The following is a 15,895-nucleotide window of genomic DNA, read 5'->3' on the forward strand; positions in this document are numbered from 1 at the left end:
TGAAGCGGCGACCAAGGCTGCTATTGCGTCATGTGACAGTCTATCGCCGTTCCGGCGTCTTTGAGGGTAAAGGAGGCCTTAATAACGCCGACGGTCGCGTAGGTCCATGCCATGCTGGCATTGTCCGCGCTAATTAATTCGTCATGTATTCTCTGGTTAAACTGCATGGCCATGGTCCAAAGAGCCGGCTCGCAATTGTCGCTTGACGGCTGGCTTCGGATTGGCGCCGGATCGGGAGCAAATTCTTGGACAAGTGCCGCAGCGGAAAATCGGCTCCCATGAACCCGCATGCCGCGATTGTCACCGTTCGGTAGCGCACCTTTGCACCTGTTCGCTTTCATCTACGGCTCCCACAGATGAAAAGCTCCGGAAGTATCCTGCGGTAGTCCCATTTGCCCATGTGCCTATGCTGTGGCCCAGTGCCAAAACGGCTCAACCTCCTAAGACTCCACGAGCAGGAAATTTATTTGCGTTGAGGCTTGAAGCTGGATTTCAAGCGTGATGTGACTATGTCTCCAGCCCGAAACGCCTGCTCAAGGCGAGCGGAAGCGTTCGAAAACCCGGCCTGTTCCGAGCGGAAGGGCCTGCCAACTCCGGATCTCTTCTCGATGGCATTCAACACCTCAGTCTCGTGGCGCCGGCCTTTCAGCGAGCTTGAATTGACCAAAGCGACCGAATTGGGCGGGGCCGACGTCAAAGTCGGGCAGATCAGGTGACCGGCACCAGAGAGCAGGACGATGCCCCGATTCCCCAGCCGGTGCTCGGGCTGCTTACGCGCGCGGCGATCTTTCTCGTCGTCAGCCTGAAGCCAGGGTCGGAGAACGCCGGGAGCCTGCGAGCCTTTTGCGGCGATCTTTCGGGTCTTATCCGGGCGGTGGAGTTTCGCGATATCGAGGCCGGCCTTACCTGTGTCACTGCTTTCGGATCCGACGCCTGGAACCGGCTGTTCGGCGCTCCCCGCCCCGCCGAGCTTCATCCTTTCCGCGAGATCCGCTCGGGAGGCCGCCACGCTGTCGCCACGCCAGGCGATGTGCTGTTTCACATCCGCGCCAGCCGTATGGATCTTTGCTTCGAACTGGCGACCCAGATCATGGAGCGCATCGGGTCGGCGGTCTTGCCGGTCGACGAGGTGCATGGCTTTCGCTACTTCGACGATCGCGACCTCATCGGCTTTGTCGATGGAACCGAGAACCCGAGAGGACCAGCCGCAGCCGCCGCGGCTCTCGTCGGGGAGGAGGACGCGACCTTTGCCGGCGGCAGCTATGTCCTGGTGCAGAAATATCTGCATGATCTGGCCGGGTGGAACGCCCTTTCCACCGAGGCGCAGGAGCGGATCATCGGTCGCCGGAAATTGACGGATATCGAGCTGGATGAAGCCGTCAAGCCGACTTCGGCCCATAGCGCGCTGACCGTGATCGTCGAGAACAGCAAGGAGGTCAAGATCCTGCGCGACAATATGCCGTTCGGGCGGCCGGGCCACGGCGAATTCGGCACCTATTTCATTGGTTACAGCCGCTCGCCTCGGCCGACCGAACAGATGCTCGAGAACATGTTTGTGGGCCGCCCGCCGGGCAATTACGACCGGTTGCTGGATTTCAGCCGCGCTGTGACCGGAAACTTGTTCTTTGCTCCCTCCGCGACATTTCTCGAGGATCTTGGCGAAGAAGAGCCCGCCGCGGCGGTAGGCACGCCATCGGCAGAGCCTGAGCAATCCTCGGTTTCGCCTGTCGACATCTCATCCCCCGACACCTCGCACGACAGTTCTCTTGGCATCGGATCCCTCAAAGGAGACCATGGGCATGAATAATCTCCATCGCGAGCTCGCGCCGATTTCTGACGCGGCATGGTCCGAGATCGAGGAGGAGACGACCCGCACGCTCAAGCGCTATCTCGCGGGCCGGCGTGTCGTCGATGTGCCAGCTCCCGGCGGCGTTGGCCTGTCGGCGGTCGGCACCGGTCATCTCGTGCCCATCGCGGCCCCTGCCGAGGGCATCATCGCGAGGCAACGCGAGGTGAAGGCCCTGGTGGAATTGCGTGTGCCTTTCGAATTGACGCGTGCGGCGATCGATGATGTCGAGCGTGGTTCGAGCGATTCCGACTGGCAACCTGCCAAGGATGCCGCCCGGACCCTGGCCTTCGCCGAGGACCGGGCCATTTTCGAAGGCTACGGCAAGGCCAACATCGTCGGCATCCGGGAAGGCACCAGCAATCCTGTCATGACCCTTCCGGCCAACGTGGATGATTATCCCGATGCCATCGCCCAGGCCCTCAGCCAGCTGCGTCTTGTCGGCGTTAACGGACCCTATGCCGTGCTGTTGGGAGCCGAGGCCTATACCGCGCTCGCCGAGACGAGCGATCACGGCTATCCCGTCCTGGAGCACGTCAAGCGTCTCATCAACGACGAGATCATCTGGGCTCCGGCCATTTCAGGCGCCTATGTCGTTACCACGCGCGGTGGCGATTTCGAGCTTGCTATCGGGCAGGATATCTCCATCGGCTATCTCAGCCATACCGACGATACCGTTCGGCTTTACCTGCAGGAAAGCTTCACCTTCCGTCACCTGACGAGCGAGGCGGCTGTCGTGCTTCGTGCAAGCTCCGACAAGCCCTCCACCTGAACCGATGGCCGCACCCTGCCCGAATGACACGCCTAATAGTAACGCGGGATCGGGCCGTTATGCGGCGTCACGTTCCCTTCGAGATCGATGAAGCACTCGTCGATATAGCACCAGCCCCAGCCTTCCGGCGGGTCATAGCCTTCAATCACCGGGTGGCCGGTCGCCTTGAAATGCCGTGTGGCATGCTTGTTGGGTGAGTCGTCGCAGCAGCCGACATGCCCGCATGTCCGGCACAGGCGCAGGTGAACCCAGGTGCTGCCTGACCTCAGGCATTCCTCGCAGCCGAGCGCGCTGGGGGTGACGACAGGTATGTCTTCGGCGTGGGCGCATTCATCGACCATGGCTGTTGTCCTGTCTAGAGCGTTTTGCTTTCAGATCGAATCACCAAGAATCGCAAAATGCTTTTGATACCAATAAGTTAATTTCATAATCCGCTCTTGCCTGAACCCATTTTGCTCTAGGCGCTGGATTGGCGTGCGCCGGTAAGAAAGCCATGCAGGGCGGCGACGACCTGGGCTCCTTCGCCGATGGCGCCGCCGACGCGTTTGACCGAGCCGGAGCGCACATCGCCCACGGCGAAGACACCCGGCACACTCGTCTCGAGCGGCGACGCCGAGGACTTCGAGAACGAGCCGGTGATGACGAAGCCGGCCTTATCCAGTTCCACTCCGCAATCGGAAAGCCAGGCTGTTGCCGGCTCCGCGCCGATGAAGAGAAAGACATTGCGAATGTCCCTCTCAAGGTCCAGGGCAGCCTCGTCGTTACGCCAGCGCACCCTCTCAAGGCCAGTTTCCGGCGTACCTTCCAGGGCCGTGAGCTGCGTGCGCGTATGCAGGGCGATATTCGGGGCCGCGGCTATGCGATCGACGAGATATTGCGACATGGTCTCGGCAAGTCCGCTACCACGCACCATGACATGCACATTCTCGGCCGCACCGGACAAGAACACCGCCGCCTGCCCCGCCGAATTGCCGCCGCCGACGATGATGACCTCCTGGCCGGCGCAGAACCTGGCTTCGATGGGCGAAGCCCAGTACCAGACGCCCTTGCCTTCATAGACCTGCAGGTCGGCCACGCTGGGACGGCGATAGCGGGCGCCGCTGGCGATCACGACCGAACGTGCGCGGACGCGCGCGCCACCCTCAAGTTCAAGCGCGAGGAAACCGTCCGCCCTGCTACAATCCAGGCGCTTCACTTCGCATGGAATCATCACTTCCGCGCCGAATTTCTGTGCCTGGGCAAAAGCCCGGCCAACCAGTGCCTGCCCTGAGATGCCGGTAGGAAAGCCGAAATAATTCTCAATTCGCGCGCTCGCGCCAGCCTGTCCGCCGAACGCCCGAGCATCGAGTACGACGGCAGACAGGCCCTCCGAGCAGGCATAGACCGCGGTTGCCAGCCCCGCCGGGCCCGCCCCGACGATGGCGACATCATACGATGCGCTGCCTGGGCGCTCCGCGAGCATGCCCATGGCCCGCGCCAACGTGGCTTCTGCCGGGTTGTGCAATGTCGTGCCATCCGACAAGACGACCCATGGCAGCCCATTCAGGGCAGTTGGCGCCGCTGCAACAAGGCTTGCCGCCTCAGCGTCGACGGCGGGATCGAGGAGGTGATAGGGGTAGGCATTACGGGTTAGAAAGCTCTGCAGGCGCATGACATCCGGCATGTGGGGGCTGCCGACGAGCAAGGGTCCGCCGACGCCGCTCTGGATCAGGCCGACGCGCCGCAGGATCAGGGCACGCATGATGCGCTCGCCCAGATCGGCCTCCGCCGTCAGCAGCCGCCGCAAGCGCACTGGCGCGATGACAATGGCCTCGACCTCGCCCTCGGCATGGGCATCCACGAATGAAGCGCGGCCGGACAGTTGCCCCACCTCGCCGAGGAACTGTCCCGGCCCGTATTCGATGACCGGTGAGACATGATTCAGTCCGTCGCGTTGTGTGACCGCCACATGTCCCGATAGCACCACGATCACACCCGCGCCGGGCTTGCCGCTCTCGACGATACGCTCTCGATCCTGATAGCGCCTCGGCTCTCCGAACTTGCTCATCCGCGCAATTTCGACGCCGGTGAGCGTGGGAAACATCTGCTCGAAGCGGGCATTGGTAGGAGCAAAGCCAATCGATGGAGTGGTCATGACTTTGCTCCGCCCGCCGGCAACCTCTGATAAGCAACGATCGGTCCCGGAGTGTCGGCCCTCGCGGTCCAGTTCTCCGTTCCCATCGATGCCAACCTATGCGCCCCCGCGTGAGAGAGCTTATCGTTTCAATCCCGCTCTATTTCTCCAGGTGGCCGCCAAATTGGTAACGCATGGCCGACAAGAGCTTGTTCTGGAAATCGGCGTCGCCACGCGAACTGAACCGCTCGTAGAGGGCGGTGGTGAGCACCGGAGCGGGCACGGCCTCGTCGATTGCTGCCGTTATCGTCCACCTGCCTTCGCCGGAGTCGGAAACGCGACCCTGGAACTTTGCGAGGGCGGGGTCTTCGATAAGGGCTGCCGCCGTCAAATCAAGAAGCCAGGAAGCGATCACGCTCCCCCGGCGCCATACCTCCGCCACGTCGGGCAGGTTGAAGTCATACTGATAATGTTCCGGATTGCGCAGGGGCGTGGTCTCGGCGTCGATCACCCGCGATGTTTTGCCGATATTGGCTGCCCGCAAAATGCCTAGCCCTTCGGCATAAGCGGCCATCACACCATACTCGATACCGTTGTGCACCATCTTGACGAAATGGCCTGCCCCGCTTTCCCCGCAATGAAGATATCCCAGTTCCGACGTGCCGCTCGCTTCCGTTCGCCCCGGAGTCCTCGGAATATCACCTTGACCTGGCGCGAGTGTCCTGAAAATCGGGTCTAGGCGTTCAACCTCCGCGCTCGGTCCCCCGATCATCATGCAATAACCGCGCTCAAGCCCCCATACGCCGCCACTTGTGCCGACATCGATATAGCGTATCCCTTTCGAGGCCAGTTCCTTGGCGCGTCGGATGTCATCGATGTAATAGGAGTTGCCGCCGTCGATCAGCGTGTCTCCCGGCTCAAGCAAGGGCGCCAGCTGGGCGATCGTGCTATCCACGACCGCAGCGGGCACCATCAGCCAGACGGCGCGGGGCTTCTCGAGCTTGGCGACAAGGTCGGCCAGCGACGTACCACCGGTCGCGCCCTCCCCCGACAATCCCTGGACAGCCTGTGGAGACATGTCGAAGACCACGCATTGATGGCCCTGCTTGAGGAGCCTTCGCACCATGTTGGCGCCCATCCTGCCCAGACCGACCATTCCAAGTTGCATGATTCTCTCCCTTGAGGAAAAATTGCGCTGACTTTTCAAACTTCAGTGATAGCCGATGTCGGTCCGGACCTTGCCGCGGAAGACCCAGTAGGACCAACTGGTGTACATTAGGATGACAGGCAGGAGCACGAGCGTGCCGACGAGCAGAAAGGCCTGGGTTCGCGGCGACGATGCTGCTTCCCACAGGGTGAAATGTCCAGGCACGATCATTGGAAACAGGCTGATGGCGATGCCGATATAGGACAGGGCGAACATCCCGATGCCGCCGATGAAGGGCGCCGCCTCCGCCTCACTGCCGAGCGCGCGCCAGGTGAGGATGGCCACCAGGGCCGTGGCGATCGGTATGGGAGCGAGCAGCAGGGTGTTGGGCCAGCCGAACCAGCGAGCCGATATCGCCGGGCTCATGAACGGGGTCCAGATGCTGACGATGGCAACGGCGACGATCACTCCGAGAAGACAGACGCGCCCCTGCATGCGGGCCGCCGCCTGAACCGCGCCTTCCGTCTTCAGGATCAGCCAGCCGGATCCCAGCAGGCCGTAGCCGAACAGCAGCGCCACCCCGGTAAGTACAGAAAAGGGCGTGAGGAAATCGAAGGAGCTGCCCGAAAAGGTCCGGCCCGTGACCTGGAAGCCCTGGATGAAGGCGCCGAGTACCACACCCTGGGCAAAGGTCGCGATACCAGAACCATAGCAGAAGGCATGGTCCCAGAACGTCTTGTGCTCGGTATCGCGAAAGCGGAATTCGAAGGCGACGCCGCGAAACACCAGCGCCAGCAGCATGACGAGGATTGGGAAATAGACAGCGGGAATGATGATGGCGAAGGCAACCGGAAACGCGGCCAGCAGACCGAGGCCGCCCAGGACCAGCCAGGTTTCGTTGCCGTCCCAGATCGGGGCGATCGAATTCATGATGGTGTTGCGCGAGGGCGTGTCGGGCGCAAGGCCGTAGAGCAGGCCGACGCCAAGGTCGAAGCCGTCCAGCAGGACGTAGAAGAACACCGCCATGCCCAGGATCAGCGTCCAGATGGGCACGAAGTCGAGCACCGGGTTCATCGCACTTCTCCCTTGCCAAGGCCAACGGCGCCGGCCAGGACCGGCGCTTCAGGCCGCCCGCCCTCCACGATGGAGACCTCCTCTTCCACCTGCGCAGGCCCCTTGCGCACGAGGCGCAGCATCAGCAGGACGCCGACGGGGTAGATGATCAGGTAGACGAGCATGTAGCTCAGCAGCGAAAAGGCGACGTCGTGCCCGGTTAGCGAGGGCGAAACGGATTCGGCTGTGCGCAACAGGCCGAAGACGGTCCAGGGCTGTCGCCCGACCTCCGTCGTCGCCCAGCCGGCGATAACAGCGATGAAGCCGATCGGAATGGTGCATTGGCACAGGATGAGGAAGAATCGGCTGTCGTCGAGCCGCTCCCGCCAGCGCAGCCAGCCGCCGAGCACGACGATGCAGAGCATCAGAACGGCGCAGCCGACCATGATGCGGAAGGCGAAGAAGGGTATGGCGACGGGCGGGCGCTGGTCGGCCGGGAAATCGTTGAGGCCCTTGACCTCGCCGTCGAGCTCATGGGTGAGGATCAGGCTGCCCAGAAAGGGCACCTCGATGGAAAACAGATTCTTGCCAGCCTTCTCGTCGGGGATGGCGAACAGGGTCAGCGGAATGCCCCGGCCGGTGTCCCAGCGTGCTTCGATGGCGGCGAGCTTGGCCGGCTGGTATTGGCGCGTGTTCAGGCCATGCTGGTCACCGAGAAACATCTGCAGCGGCACCAGCACGGTGAGGAGCCAGAGCGCCATCGACAGCATCGTCCGCCCTTCGGCATAGGAGGCGCTGCGACGAGTGAGATGGGCACCGACGCCGAGGACCACGAAGCCGGTGGTGACGTAGAAAGCCACCACGGTATGAGCGAGCCGGAACGGGAAGGAGGGATTGAAGATGACGTCCACCCAGTCCGTGGGGAAGAAGCGCCCATCGATGAATTCATAGCCGGCGGGCGTCTGCATCCAGCTGTTGGCCGCGAGGATCCAGAAGGATGAGAATAGCGTGCCGACCGCGACCATCAGCGCCGCGACAAAATGGGCCCAGCGCGGCACCAGTTGCCGGCCGAAGAGCAGCACGCCGAGGAAGGCCGCTTCCAGAAAGAAGGCGGTCAGCCCCTCATAGGCGAACAGTGGCGACAGGACATTGGATGTCGCCTCCGCATATCGGCTCCAATTGGTGCCGAACTGGAACGGCATGATGATGCCGGTCACAACGCCCATGCCAAAGGCGATCGAGAAGATCTTGATCCAGAAGGTGGCGACGCGGAGGTAGACCTGCCGCCCCGTTGCCAAGGCAAGGCCTTCCAGCAGCGCGATGAAGGACGCCATACCGACGGTGAAGGCGGGTAGCAGAATGTGCCAACCAATGACCCAGGCAAATTGCAATCGTGACAAAAAGACGGGATCGAGTTCCATCACTTGCCCCCCAGAACTGCACCGTAGTCTCGGGACGAACCGCAAAACTAAGATGACTGCTGCTCGCGTCCGATGGCAAGAGGATAGATTTATTTGTTTTTACTTAGTGATCATTTTTTCTTCGATTCCAGGAAGTGCTCACCCACCGTTTTCGCTATCTCAGGTTGATTTGAAGAGGCCGGACACGCGATTGCCGCTCGTTGTCTGCCCGATGCACTTCGGGGAGACTGCGGCACCGTGTCTCTGCCGGTCTTCTTTCGCGGCCGGCTCGACGCGGACGGTGGAACTGGCTAGCCTTGATCGCCGCAGTCGAGCGCCTCGGCGTGAACGGAGCAGATATGAAATGACGCTCGCAGTCGTCACAGGCGCCTTCGGCTTTATCGGATCCGCGGTGGCCCGCCATTTGAGACAGGAAGGTTACCGCATACGCACGGTTGCACGCCCTTCCAGCCAGCGGGATAGGATGGGAGAACTGGACTGCGAGGTTGTCATCGGCGATCTCCGTGACGCCGAGGTGGCGCGGCAGTGCATGCAGGGCGCCGACTGTCTCTTCCACGTAGCGGCTGACTATCGTCTGTGGGCGCCGCATCCCGAAGAGATCCGCCACAACAATGTCGCCATGACGCACAACATCATGCAGGCTGCGCTCGAGACGCGCATCGGGCGAGTCGTCTACACCTCCAGTGTCGCCACGATCCGTCCACCGAGCACATCCGATGCCAGCGACGAGACGGCGCAACTGGACGAGGAGGATGCTGTCGGTGCCTATAAGCAAAGCAAGGTTGCCGCTGAGCAGCTGGTCCAGCAGATGATTCGGGAGCAGGGTTTGCCGGCTATCATCGTCAATCCCTCCACGCCCATCGGGCCCGGCGATGTCCGCCCCACTCCGACGGGCCGAGTCGTGATCGAGGCGGCGTCGGGGCGGATGCCGGCCTTCGTCGACACCGGCCTCAACCTCGTACATGTCGACGATGTCGCGTTCGGGCATGTCGCCGCCTTACGCCGCGGTCGAGTGGGCGAGCGTTACATCCTCGGCGGCCAGAACGTCTCCCTGGCGCGGATGCTTGCCGATATCGCCGCTATCGTCGGCAGGCAGCCACCGCGCATTCGCCTGCCGCGCAGCGCCGTCGTTCCCATCGCCGTCGCGGCCGAGGCGGTCGCCCGGGTGACGGGCCGCGAGCCCTTCGTCAGCCTCGATGCGCTCAGAATGTCCCGCCACAAGATGTATTACACCTCAGCCAAAGCGGAGCGAGAACTGGGCTACAGTGCGCGTCCCTACAGCGAAGCGCTGAACGACGCGATCGCGTGGTTCCGGTTGGCGGGATACCTGCGATGATCGTCCTGGCCCTTGTGAGCGCAGCCATCTGGATCTACCTGATCGTCGCCCGTGGCGGTTTCTGGCGAGCAGCCGATCGCGACGAACCGGTCGTGGATGTCTCGCCGAGCCAATGGCCGAGCGTCGTAGCCGTGGTCCCTGCCCGTAACGAGGCGGAAGTCATAGCACGGGCCGTCACCTCCCTGCTCGGGCAGGACTATCCGGGTCACCTTCGCATCGTGGTGGTCGATGACAGCAGCACCGACATGACCGCCGTGGAAGCCCTCGCCGCGGCACAGAGCACAGGTCGCGGCACGGACCTGACGATCGTGCCGGGAACTCCCCTGCCCGCGGGCTGGACAGGCAAGCTCTGGGCGCTCCATCAGGGCATCGAGGCAGCCGGCTCCACGGAGCCGGCTTACTACTGGCTGAGCGATGCAGACATTACCTATGATCCCGATACGTTGCGAACGATGGTGATGCGCGCCACAAAGGACAAGTTTGTCGCCGTGTCGCTGATGGCTCGGTTGCGATGCGAGAGCCTGGCCGAGAAAATGCTCATTCCAGCCTTCATCTTCTTCTTCCAGATGCTTTATCCCTTTCGCTGGGTACAACGCCCCGAATCGGGGACGGCAGCGGCCGCTGGCGGCTGCATCCTCGTCGCCCGGACCGCCCTGAGGGAAATCGGCGGCATCGGCTCGATCCGTGGCGCCCTTATCGATGACTGCGCCCTGGCTGCGCGGCTCAAGGGCCATGGTGGTTCGATCTGGCTCGGCTTGACTTCCCGGGCGCAGAGCATTCGGATCTACGACCATTTCGATGACATCCGCAGGATGGTGGCCCGCTCCGCCTACGCTCAGCTCCGTTATTCGCCCCTGATGTTGCTGGGGACCGTGCTGGGCATGGCTGTCGTCTATGTCGCGCCGCCTGCAATCGCCTTGCTGGGGCCGGCGCCTGCCAGCTATGTTGCGGCGGCCGTATGGATCGCCATGACGCTTGCCTATGTTCCGACACTGCGTTTCTATGCGTCCTCATGGCTTTGGGCGCCGCTGCTGCCTATAATCGCTCTGTGCTACATGGCCTTTACGCTGGACTCGGCGATCCAGCACGCACTCGGACGTGGTGGATTATGGAAGGGGCGAGTCCAGGCTTCGAGGAGCGCATGATGGACAGCGCCGCTTCTGCCAGGACCGGCAAGGGTTCGAGGGACGAGAATTTTCCCGTCGCCTCCTGGCTGATTGCCGACCGGCACCGTCCGCCGATCATGGCATTTTATGATTTCGTGCGCACGGCAGACGATGTTGCCGACCATCCCGAATTGGCGCCTGCTGAAAAACTTGGTCTTCTCGACCAACTCGAGGCGGGGCTGTTGGGCGTTGACGACCACGAACCTGCCGCCGTCAAACTGCGATCCGTCCTCGCCGACCATGGACTCAGCCCGCGTCATGCCCTCGATCTGCTCCACGCATTCCGCACCGACGTCACGAAATTGCGCTATGAAGACTGGGACGCACTGATGGAATATTGCTCCTTCTCCGCCATGCCTGTCGGACGTTATGTTCTCGACGTGCATGGGGAGAGCCAGGCTCTTTGGCCTGTCAACGATGCGCTGTGCGCCGCGCTTCAGATCATCAACCACCTGCAGGATTGCGGCGAGGATTATCGGGCGCTCGACCGGATCTATGTCCCACTGCAAGACATGCGCAGCGCTGGCGTTGAAGTCTCGGACCTCGGGCAAGGACATGCCTCCCCTGCCCTGCTGCGCTGTCTGTCGGGCCTGGCAGCGCGCACCGAGAGGCTGCTCGACGACGCCAATCCTTTCGCCTGGAATATTCGCGACGGCCGATTGTCCCTGGAGGTCGGCGTCATCCACAGCCTTGCCGTGCAGCTCGTTCAGTTGCTCAAGCACCGCGATCCGCTGAGCCAGCGCGTCCATATCGGCAAGGCCAGGGCTTTCGGCACGATGATCGCCGTTCTGGTGGGAAGAACGCGTTTCGGCCGGCGAAATCGCGTCCCAGGGCGCCGGCTGCCGACATGACCGCGGTAGCAGAGCCAGCAATACAGGCCAATCGCGCGAAGGGCAGCTCGTTCTACGCCGCGATGCGAATCCTGCCGCGTCAGCAGCGGGAAGCGATGTACGCGATTTACGACGTCTGTCGCAGGATCGACGATGTCGCGGATGAGGGCGGCACTTCGGCTCAGCGTCTGGCCGAACTCGAGAATTGGCGTCACGATCTCAAGTCGCTTTATGCGGGCGGAGCTCCTGGCCGATTTGCGAGCGTTGCGGCCGTCGTCGACCGCTATCAATTGGACAAGGACGATTTCACTGCCCTTCTCGACGGCATGACGATGGATGCCGAGGGCAATGTCATCGCTCCAAGCTTGAGTACGCTGGATCTTTATTGCGATCGCGTGGCGAGCGCCGTGGGGCGGCTCTCCAATCGGATTTTTGGCATTCGCGGCCAGGAAAGCACGGCATTGGCGCACCATCTCGGCCGCGCTCTACAACTGACCAATATCCTGCGCGACCTTGACGAGGATGCTGGACTGGGCCGCCTCTATCTGCCGGAAGAAGCTCTTCGCACAGCCGGCATCGAGACACGCGTCACGAGTGAAGTTCTGGCCCATCCCGCGCTTGCGACGGCGTGTCAGTTACTGATTGCACGGGCCCGTGGTCACTTCGATCAGGCCGCCCTGATATGGCGGCGAATTCCCCCTTCGATGACGCGCGCGCCACGTCTCATGGGTGCGGTCTATATGAGGCTGCTCGATCGCCTGGAAGATCGGGGCTTTCAGCCACCACGGGAACGAGTGAGGCTCGCCCGACTGACCCTGATCGGTCTTCTCGTTCGGCATGGCCTGTTTTGATGGCGCGCGGCACGGTTCATATCATCGGTGCCGGCCTTGCCGGTCTGTCGGCCGCGACCTTGCTTGCCGAGCGAGGCTGGCCGGTGCACCTTCATGAGGCAGCGCCGCAAGCCGGGGGACGCTGCCGTTCCTATGTGGACCCGACCCTGGACACCACGATCGACAATGGCAATCACCTAATATTGTCAGGCAACCAGGCGGCTCTGGCCTATCTGCAGCGCATCGGCGCAAGGGATCGCCTGAGCGGCCCTGACCGCAGCATCTTTGACTTCGTCGACCTGGAAAATGGGGAGCGCTGGCGGCTCGAACCCAGTCCTGGCCGCTTGCCCTTGTGGATCTTCGACAAGACCCGGCGCGTACCGGGAACGCGTTGGACCGACTATCTCGGCCTGTTGCGCCTGCAATTCGCGCGGGACGGCGCCACCATCGGCGACGTCCTTTCCTGTCGAGGCCTCATCTATGACCGGCTATGGCGGCCCTTGCTGCTGGCGGCCCTCAATATCGAACCGCCCTCGGCAAGCGCCAGGCTGGCCGGCGCGGTGATCCGCCAAACCTTGGCGCGCGGCGGCGATGCATGCCGCCCGCTGACGGCACGGGGCGGACTCTCGTCGGCGTTCGTCGAACCGGCGCTGGCCTTTCTGAATGGCCTGGGAGCAAGAGTGCAATTCGGAAGCCGATTACGATCCCTCTCTTTCGATGCCGACCGGGCCGACTGCTTGATATTCGCGGACGACAGGCTCTCGTTGGGGGCAGACGATCATGTCATTCTCGCTGTGCCGGGCCTCGCCGCCTCCCAGCTTCTGCCGGGGCTCACCGTGCCGGTCGAGCATTGCGCCATCGTCAACGGCCACTTCAGGATCGCGCCGCCCACCAGCCTTCCTCCGATCCTCGGCGTAATCGGCGGGGAGGCCGAATGGATCTTTGCTTTTTCCGACCATATCTCGACCACGACGAGCGGGGCCGACCGGCTTCTCGACATGCCTCGTGAGGAGCTCGCGAGCAAGCTCTGGCAGGACATCCAGGCGGCTACGGGATTGGACGCTGCGATGCCATCCTGGCAGATCGTGAAGGAGCGGCGAGCAACATTCGCAGCCCTTCCGGCTGAAGAGAAGCGGCGGCCCCCTGCCAGGACAAAATGGTCCAACATCCTGCTGGCCGGCGACTACACGGCAACCGGCTTGCCGGCGACAATCGAGGGAGCCATCCGATCAGGAGTCGTCGCGGCGGATATGGTGCGGCAGCATTCCGGGCACCCGTCCGCCATGGCTGCTTATTCTCAGGGATCTGTCTCGACATGACCGCAGCGACCGACAAGCAAGGCCTGCCGGCCCAATCCTCACTGGATATCCTCGACCGGGCAGTTGCCCGCGGCCGGGATGCTTTGAAAGCACGTCAGCGCCCTGACGGGCACTGGCTCTTCGAGCTCGAGGCCGATGCAACGATACCTGCCGAATATATCCTGTTGCGCCACTATCTGGCCGAACCGGACGACCGCGAACTGGAGGGAAAGATTGCCGCCTATCTGCGCCGCATCCAAGGCACGCATGGGGGATGGCCCCTTTTCGAAGGCGGGGCACTGGACGTCAGCGCAAGCGTCAAGGCTTATTTCGCCCTCAAGATGATCGGCGACGATCCGGCCCTCCCCCACATGGAGAAAGCGCGGCAGGCAATCCTGGCGCACGGCGGCGGCGCCCGCAGCAACGTCTTCACCCGCATCCTGCTGGCGCTCTACCAGCAGGTGCCCTGGCGTGCGGTCCCGATCATGCCCGTCGAGATCATGTTGCTGCCACGCTGGTTTCCCTTCCATCTCAGCAAGATTTCCTATTGGGCCCGCACCGTGCTGGTGCCGCTTCTGATCCTGCAGGCCCTCAAGCCCACGGCGAAAAACCCTCGCGGCGTCGCCATCGGCGAACTCTTCGTCTCGCCGCCCGACCAGGTGCGGGTCTGGCCCAAGGGACCGCATCAGAAGGCTCCCTATGCGCAGATATTCGGCGCCATCGACAGGGTGCTGCGTCCCGCCGATCCCTTCTTCCCGCGCCGCTCGCGTGAGCGGGCGATGGCGAAGGCCGTCGCCTTCATCCGTGAGCGGCTGAACGGAGAGGACGGCCTCGGCGCGATCTACCCCGCCATGGCCAATGCCGTCATGGCCTTCCACGCGCTGGGTTATGACGCCAACGATCCGATGGTCGCCACAGCTCGGTTGGCCATCGACAAGCTTCTCGTCGTCAGGGACACCGAAGCCTATTGCCAGCCCTGCGTATCGCCTGTGTGGGACACGGCGCTGGCGTGCCATACGCTCCTCGAAGCCAGCAGCGGGGATGACAGCCAGGAAGCCGGCGGTCAGGCAGCGGATCTGGGCCTCGCCTGGATGAAGCCTCGACAGGTTCTGGATGTCGTGGGCGACTGGGCCGAGGGACATCCGGGTCTCAGGCCGGGTGGCTGGGCCTTTCAATACAATAACGATCATTATCCCGATCTCGACGACACCGCGGTGGTGGTCATGGCGATGGACCGGGCCCAGAATGCGAGAGGACATCGCGACTTCGCGGATGCTATCGCGCGTGGACGGGAGTGGGTCGAAGGGCTGCAGAGCCGCAATGGCGGTTGGGGCGCCTTCGATGCCGATAACGACTACGAATATCTGAACCATATTCCCTTTTCGGACCACGGCGCCCTGCTTGACCCTCCCACCGCGGACGTTACGGGGCGTTGCCTGTCGATGCTGGGGCAGCTCGGGGAAACGGCGCAGAGCAGCCAATCCGTCAGGGGGGCCCTCGGCTATCTGTGGCGAACGCAGGAGAAGGACGGCAGCTGGTATGGCCGCTGGGGCGTCAATTACATCTATGGCACCTGGTCGGTCCTATGCGGCCTGAATGCGGTGGCGGTCGAGGCGCAGGCTCCGCAGATTCGCAAGGCCGTAGACTGGCTCGTTTCGATCCAGAACGAGGATGGCGGCTGGGGCGAAGACTGTGCCAGCTATCAGCTGGACTATACTGGCTACCAGGCGGCCGAGAGTATCGCCTCGCAGACGGCGTGGGCGGTACTGGGGCTGATAGCAGTGGGGGAGCAGGGGCATCCCAGCGTGGCGCGCGGAATCCAATGGCTTCTCGATCACCAGATGGATGACGGCTTCTGGAAGGAAGCCAGCTATACCGGCACCGGCTTTCCGCGCGTCTTCTATCTGCGCTATCACGGCTACTGCAAATTCTTTCCGCTCTGGGCCGTCGCACGCTATCGCAATCTGCAGAATGGTAATGGTTCGAGGGTGCTGCATGGCATGTGACCAGCCCGGCATGGTCCCCTCCGGCGCGCACCCCCGAACGGGGCGCCCGACGTGAAGCCACCGCCTGACACCGCGGG

Annotated in this window: 14 protein-coding genes; 8 read left to right on the forward strand and 6 right to left on the reverse strand. The window is 62.8% G+C overall.

The genetic code is table 11. The features are described 5' to 3' along the window. Positions 1–20: 20 nt before the first annotated feature. Positions 21–341 (reverse strand): hypothetical protein, encoded by a 321-nt coding sequence (locus ACMDCR_RS19050; protein WP_413988117.1) that lies wholly within the window; start codon positions 339–341, stop codon positions 21–23. 371 nt (positions 342–712) lie between these two features. Here ACMDCR_RS19050 and ACMDCR_RS19055 point away from each other — a divergent pair, with 371 nt between their 5' ends. Both ACMDCR_RS19055 and ACMDCR_RS19060 read left to right on the forward strand, forming a co-directional pair. Next, positions 713–1,807, forward strand: a complete 1,095-nt coding sequence (locus ACMDCR_RS19055; RefSeq protein ID WP_413988118.1) for a Dyp-type peroxidase — start codon at positions 713–715, stop codon at positions 1,805–1,807. Then, positions 1,800–2,618, forward strand: coding sequence for a family 1 encapsulin nanocompartment shell protein (locus tag ACMDCR_RS19060; RefSeq protein WP_413988119.1), 819 nt, complete (start codon positions 1,800–1,802; stop codon positions 2,616–2,618). Before ACMDCR_RS19055 ends, ACMDCR_RS19060 begins: the two co-directional genes overlap by 8 nt. 32 nt (positions 2,619–2,650) lie before the next feature. Here ACMDCR_RS19060 and ACMDCR_RS19065 read toward each other — a convergent pair whose 3' ends face one another. The 5 genes from ACMDCR_RS19065 to ACMDCR_RS19085 all read right to left on the reverse strand — a co-directional run bounded on the left by ACMDCR_RS19065 (position 2,651) and on the right by ACMDCR_RS19085 (position 8,352). Continuing rightward, positions 2,651–2,959, reverse strand: coding sequence for a UBP-type zinc finger domain-containing protein (locus tag ACMDCR_RS19065; protein ID WP_413988120.1), 309 nt, complete (start codon positions 2,957–2,959; stop codon positions 2,651–2,653). A gap of 116 nt (positions 2,960–3,075) precedes the next feature. Then, on the reverse strand, positions 3,076–4,752 hold the full coding sequence (locus tag ACMDCR_RS19070; protein WP_413988121.1) for an FAD-dependent oxidoreductase: 1,677 nt from the start codon (positions 4,750–4,752) through the stop codon (positions 3,076–3,078). Between the two features lie 139 nt (positions 4,753–4,891). Then, the gene (gene gnd, locus ACMDCR_RS19075) at positions 4,892–5,899 is read right to left on the reverse strand and encodes a phosphogluconate dehydrogenase (NAD(+)-dependent, decarboxylating) (protein ID WP_413988122.1); all 1,008 of its coding nucleotides are present in this window, start codon (positions 5,897–5,899) and stop codon (positions 4,892–4,894) included. A gap of 42 nt (positions 5,900–5,941) precedes the next feature. Then, complete coding sequence (gene cydB / locus ACMDCR_RS19080; protein ID WP_413988123.1) at positions 5,942–6,952, reverse strand: cytochrome d ubiquinol oxidase subunit II; 1,011 nt, start codon at positions 6,950–6,952, stop codon at positions 5,942–5,944. After that, positions 6,949–8,352: a cytochrome ubiquinol oxidase subunit I gene (locus ACMDCR_RS19085; RefSeq protein WP_413988124.1), complete on the reverse strand. Its 1,404-nt coding sequence runs from the start codon at positions 8,350–8,352 to the stop codon at positions 6,949–6,951. The genes cydB and ACMDCR_RS19085 overlap by 4 nt, the downstream gene beginning before the upstream one ends. Before the next feature lie 343 nt (positions 8,353–8,695). Between ACMDCR_RS19085 and hpnA the strand changes: the two genes are divergently transcribed. The 6 genes from hpnA to shc are packed head-to-tail and all read left to right on the forward strand — an operon-like array spanning position 8,696 to position 15,818. Beyond that, a complete protein-coding gene (hpnA, locus tag ACMDCR_RS19090) occupies positions 8,696–9,688 on the forward strand; it encodes a hopanoid-associated sugar epimerase (RefSeq protein WP_413988125.1) in 993 nt (330 codons plus the stop codon). Continuing rightward, a complete protein-coding gene (locus ACMDCR_RS19095) occupies positions 9,685–10,833 on the forward strand; it encodes a glycosyltransferase (protein ID WP_413988126.1) in 1,149 nt (382 codons plus the stop codon). The genes hpnA and ACMDCR_RS19095 overlap by 4 nt, the downstream gene beginning before the upstream one ends. After that, positions 10,833–11,705: a squalene synthase HpnC gene (gene hpnC, locus ACMDCR_RS19100; RefSeq protein ID WP_413993667.1), complete on the forward strand. Its 873-nt coding sequence runs from the start codon at positions 10,833–10,835 to the stop codon at positions 11,703–11,705. The genes ACMDCR_RS19095 and hpnC overlap by 1 nt, the downstream gene beginning before the upstream one ends. Then, positions 11,702–12,535, forward strand: a complete 834-nt coding sequence (gene hpnD / locus ACMDCR_RS19105) for a presqualene diphosphate synthase HpnD (RefSeq protein ID WP_413988127.1) — start codon at positions 11,702–11,704, stop codon at positions 12,533–12,535. Before hpnC ends, hpnD begins: the two co-directional genes overlap by 4 nt. Then, positions 12,535–13,833, forward strand: a complete 1,299-nt coding sequence (hpnE, locus tag ACMDCR_RS19110) for a hydroxysqualene dehydroxylase HpnE (RefSeq protein WP_413988128.1) — start codon at positions 12,535–12,537, stop codon at positions 13,831–13,833. The genes hpnD and hpnE overlap by 1 nt, the downstream gene beginning before the upstream one ends. After that, positions 13,830–15,818 (forward strand): squalene--hopene cyclase, encoded by a 1,989-nt coding sequence (shc, locus tag ACMDCR_RS19115; RefSeq protein ID WP_413988129.1) that lies wholly within the window; start codon positions 13,830–13,832, stop codon positions 15,816–15,818. Before hpnE ends, shc begins: the two co-directional genes overlap by 4 nt. The last annotated feature ends 77 nt before the right edge of the window (positions 15,819–15,895 follow it).

This window comes from Labrys okinawensis, from assembly GCF_047345005.1.
In the GTDB taxonomy this organism is placed as follows: domain Bacteria; phylum Pseudomonadota; class Alphaproteobacteria; order Rhizobiales; family Labraceae; genus Labrys; species Labrys okinawensis.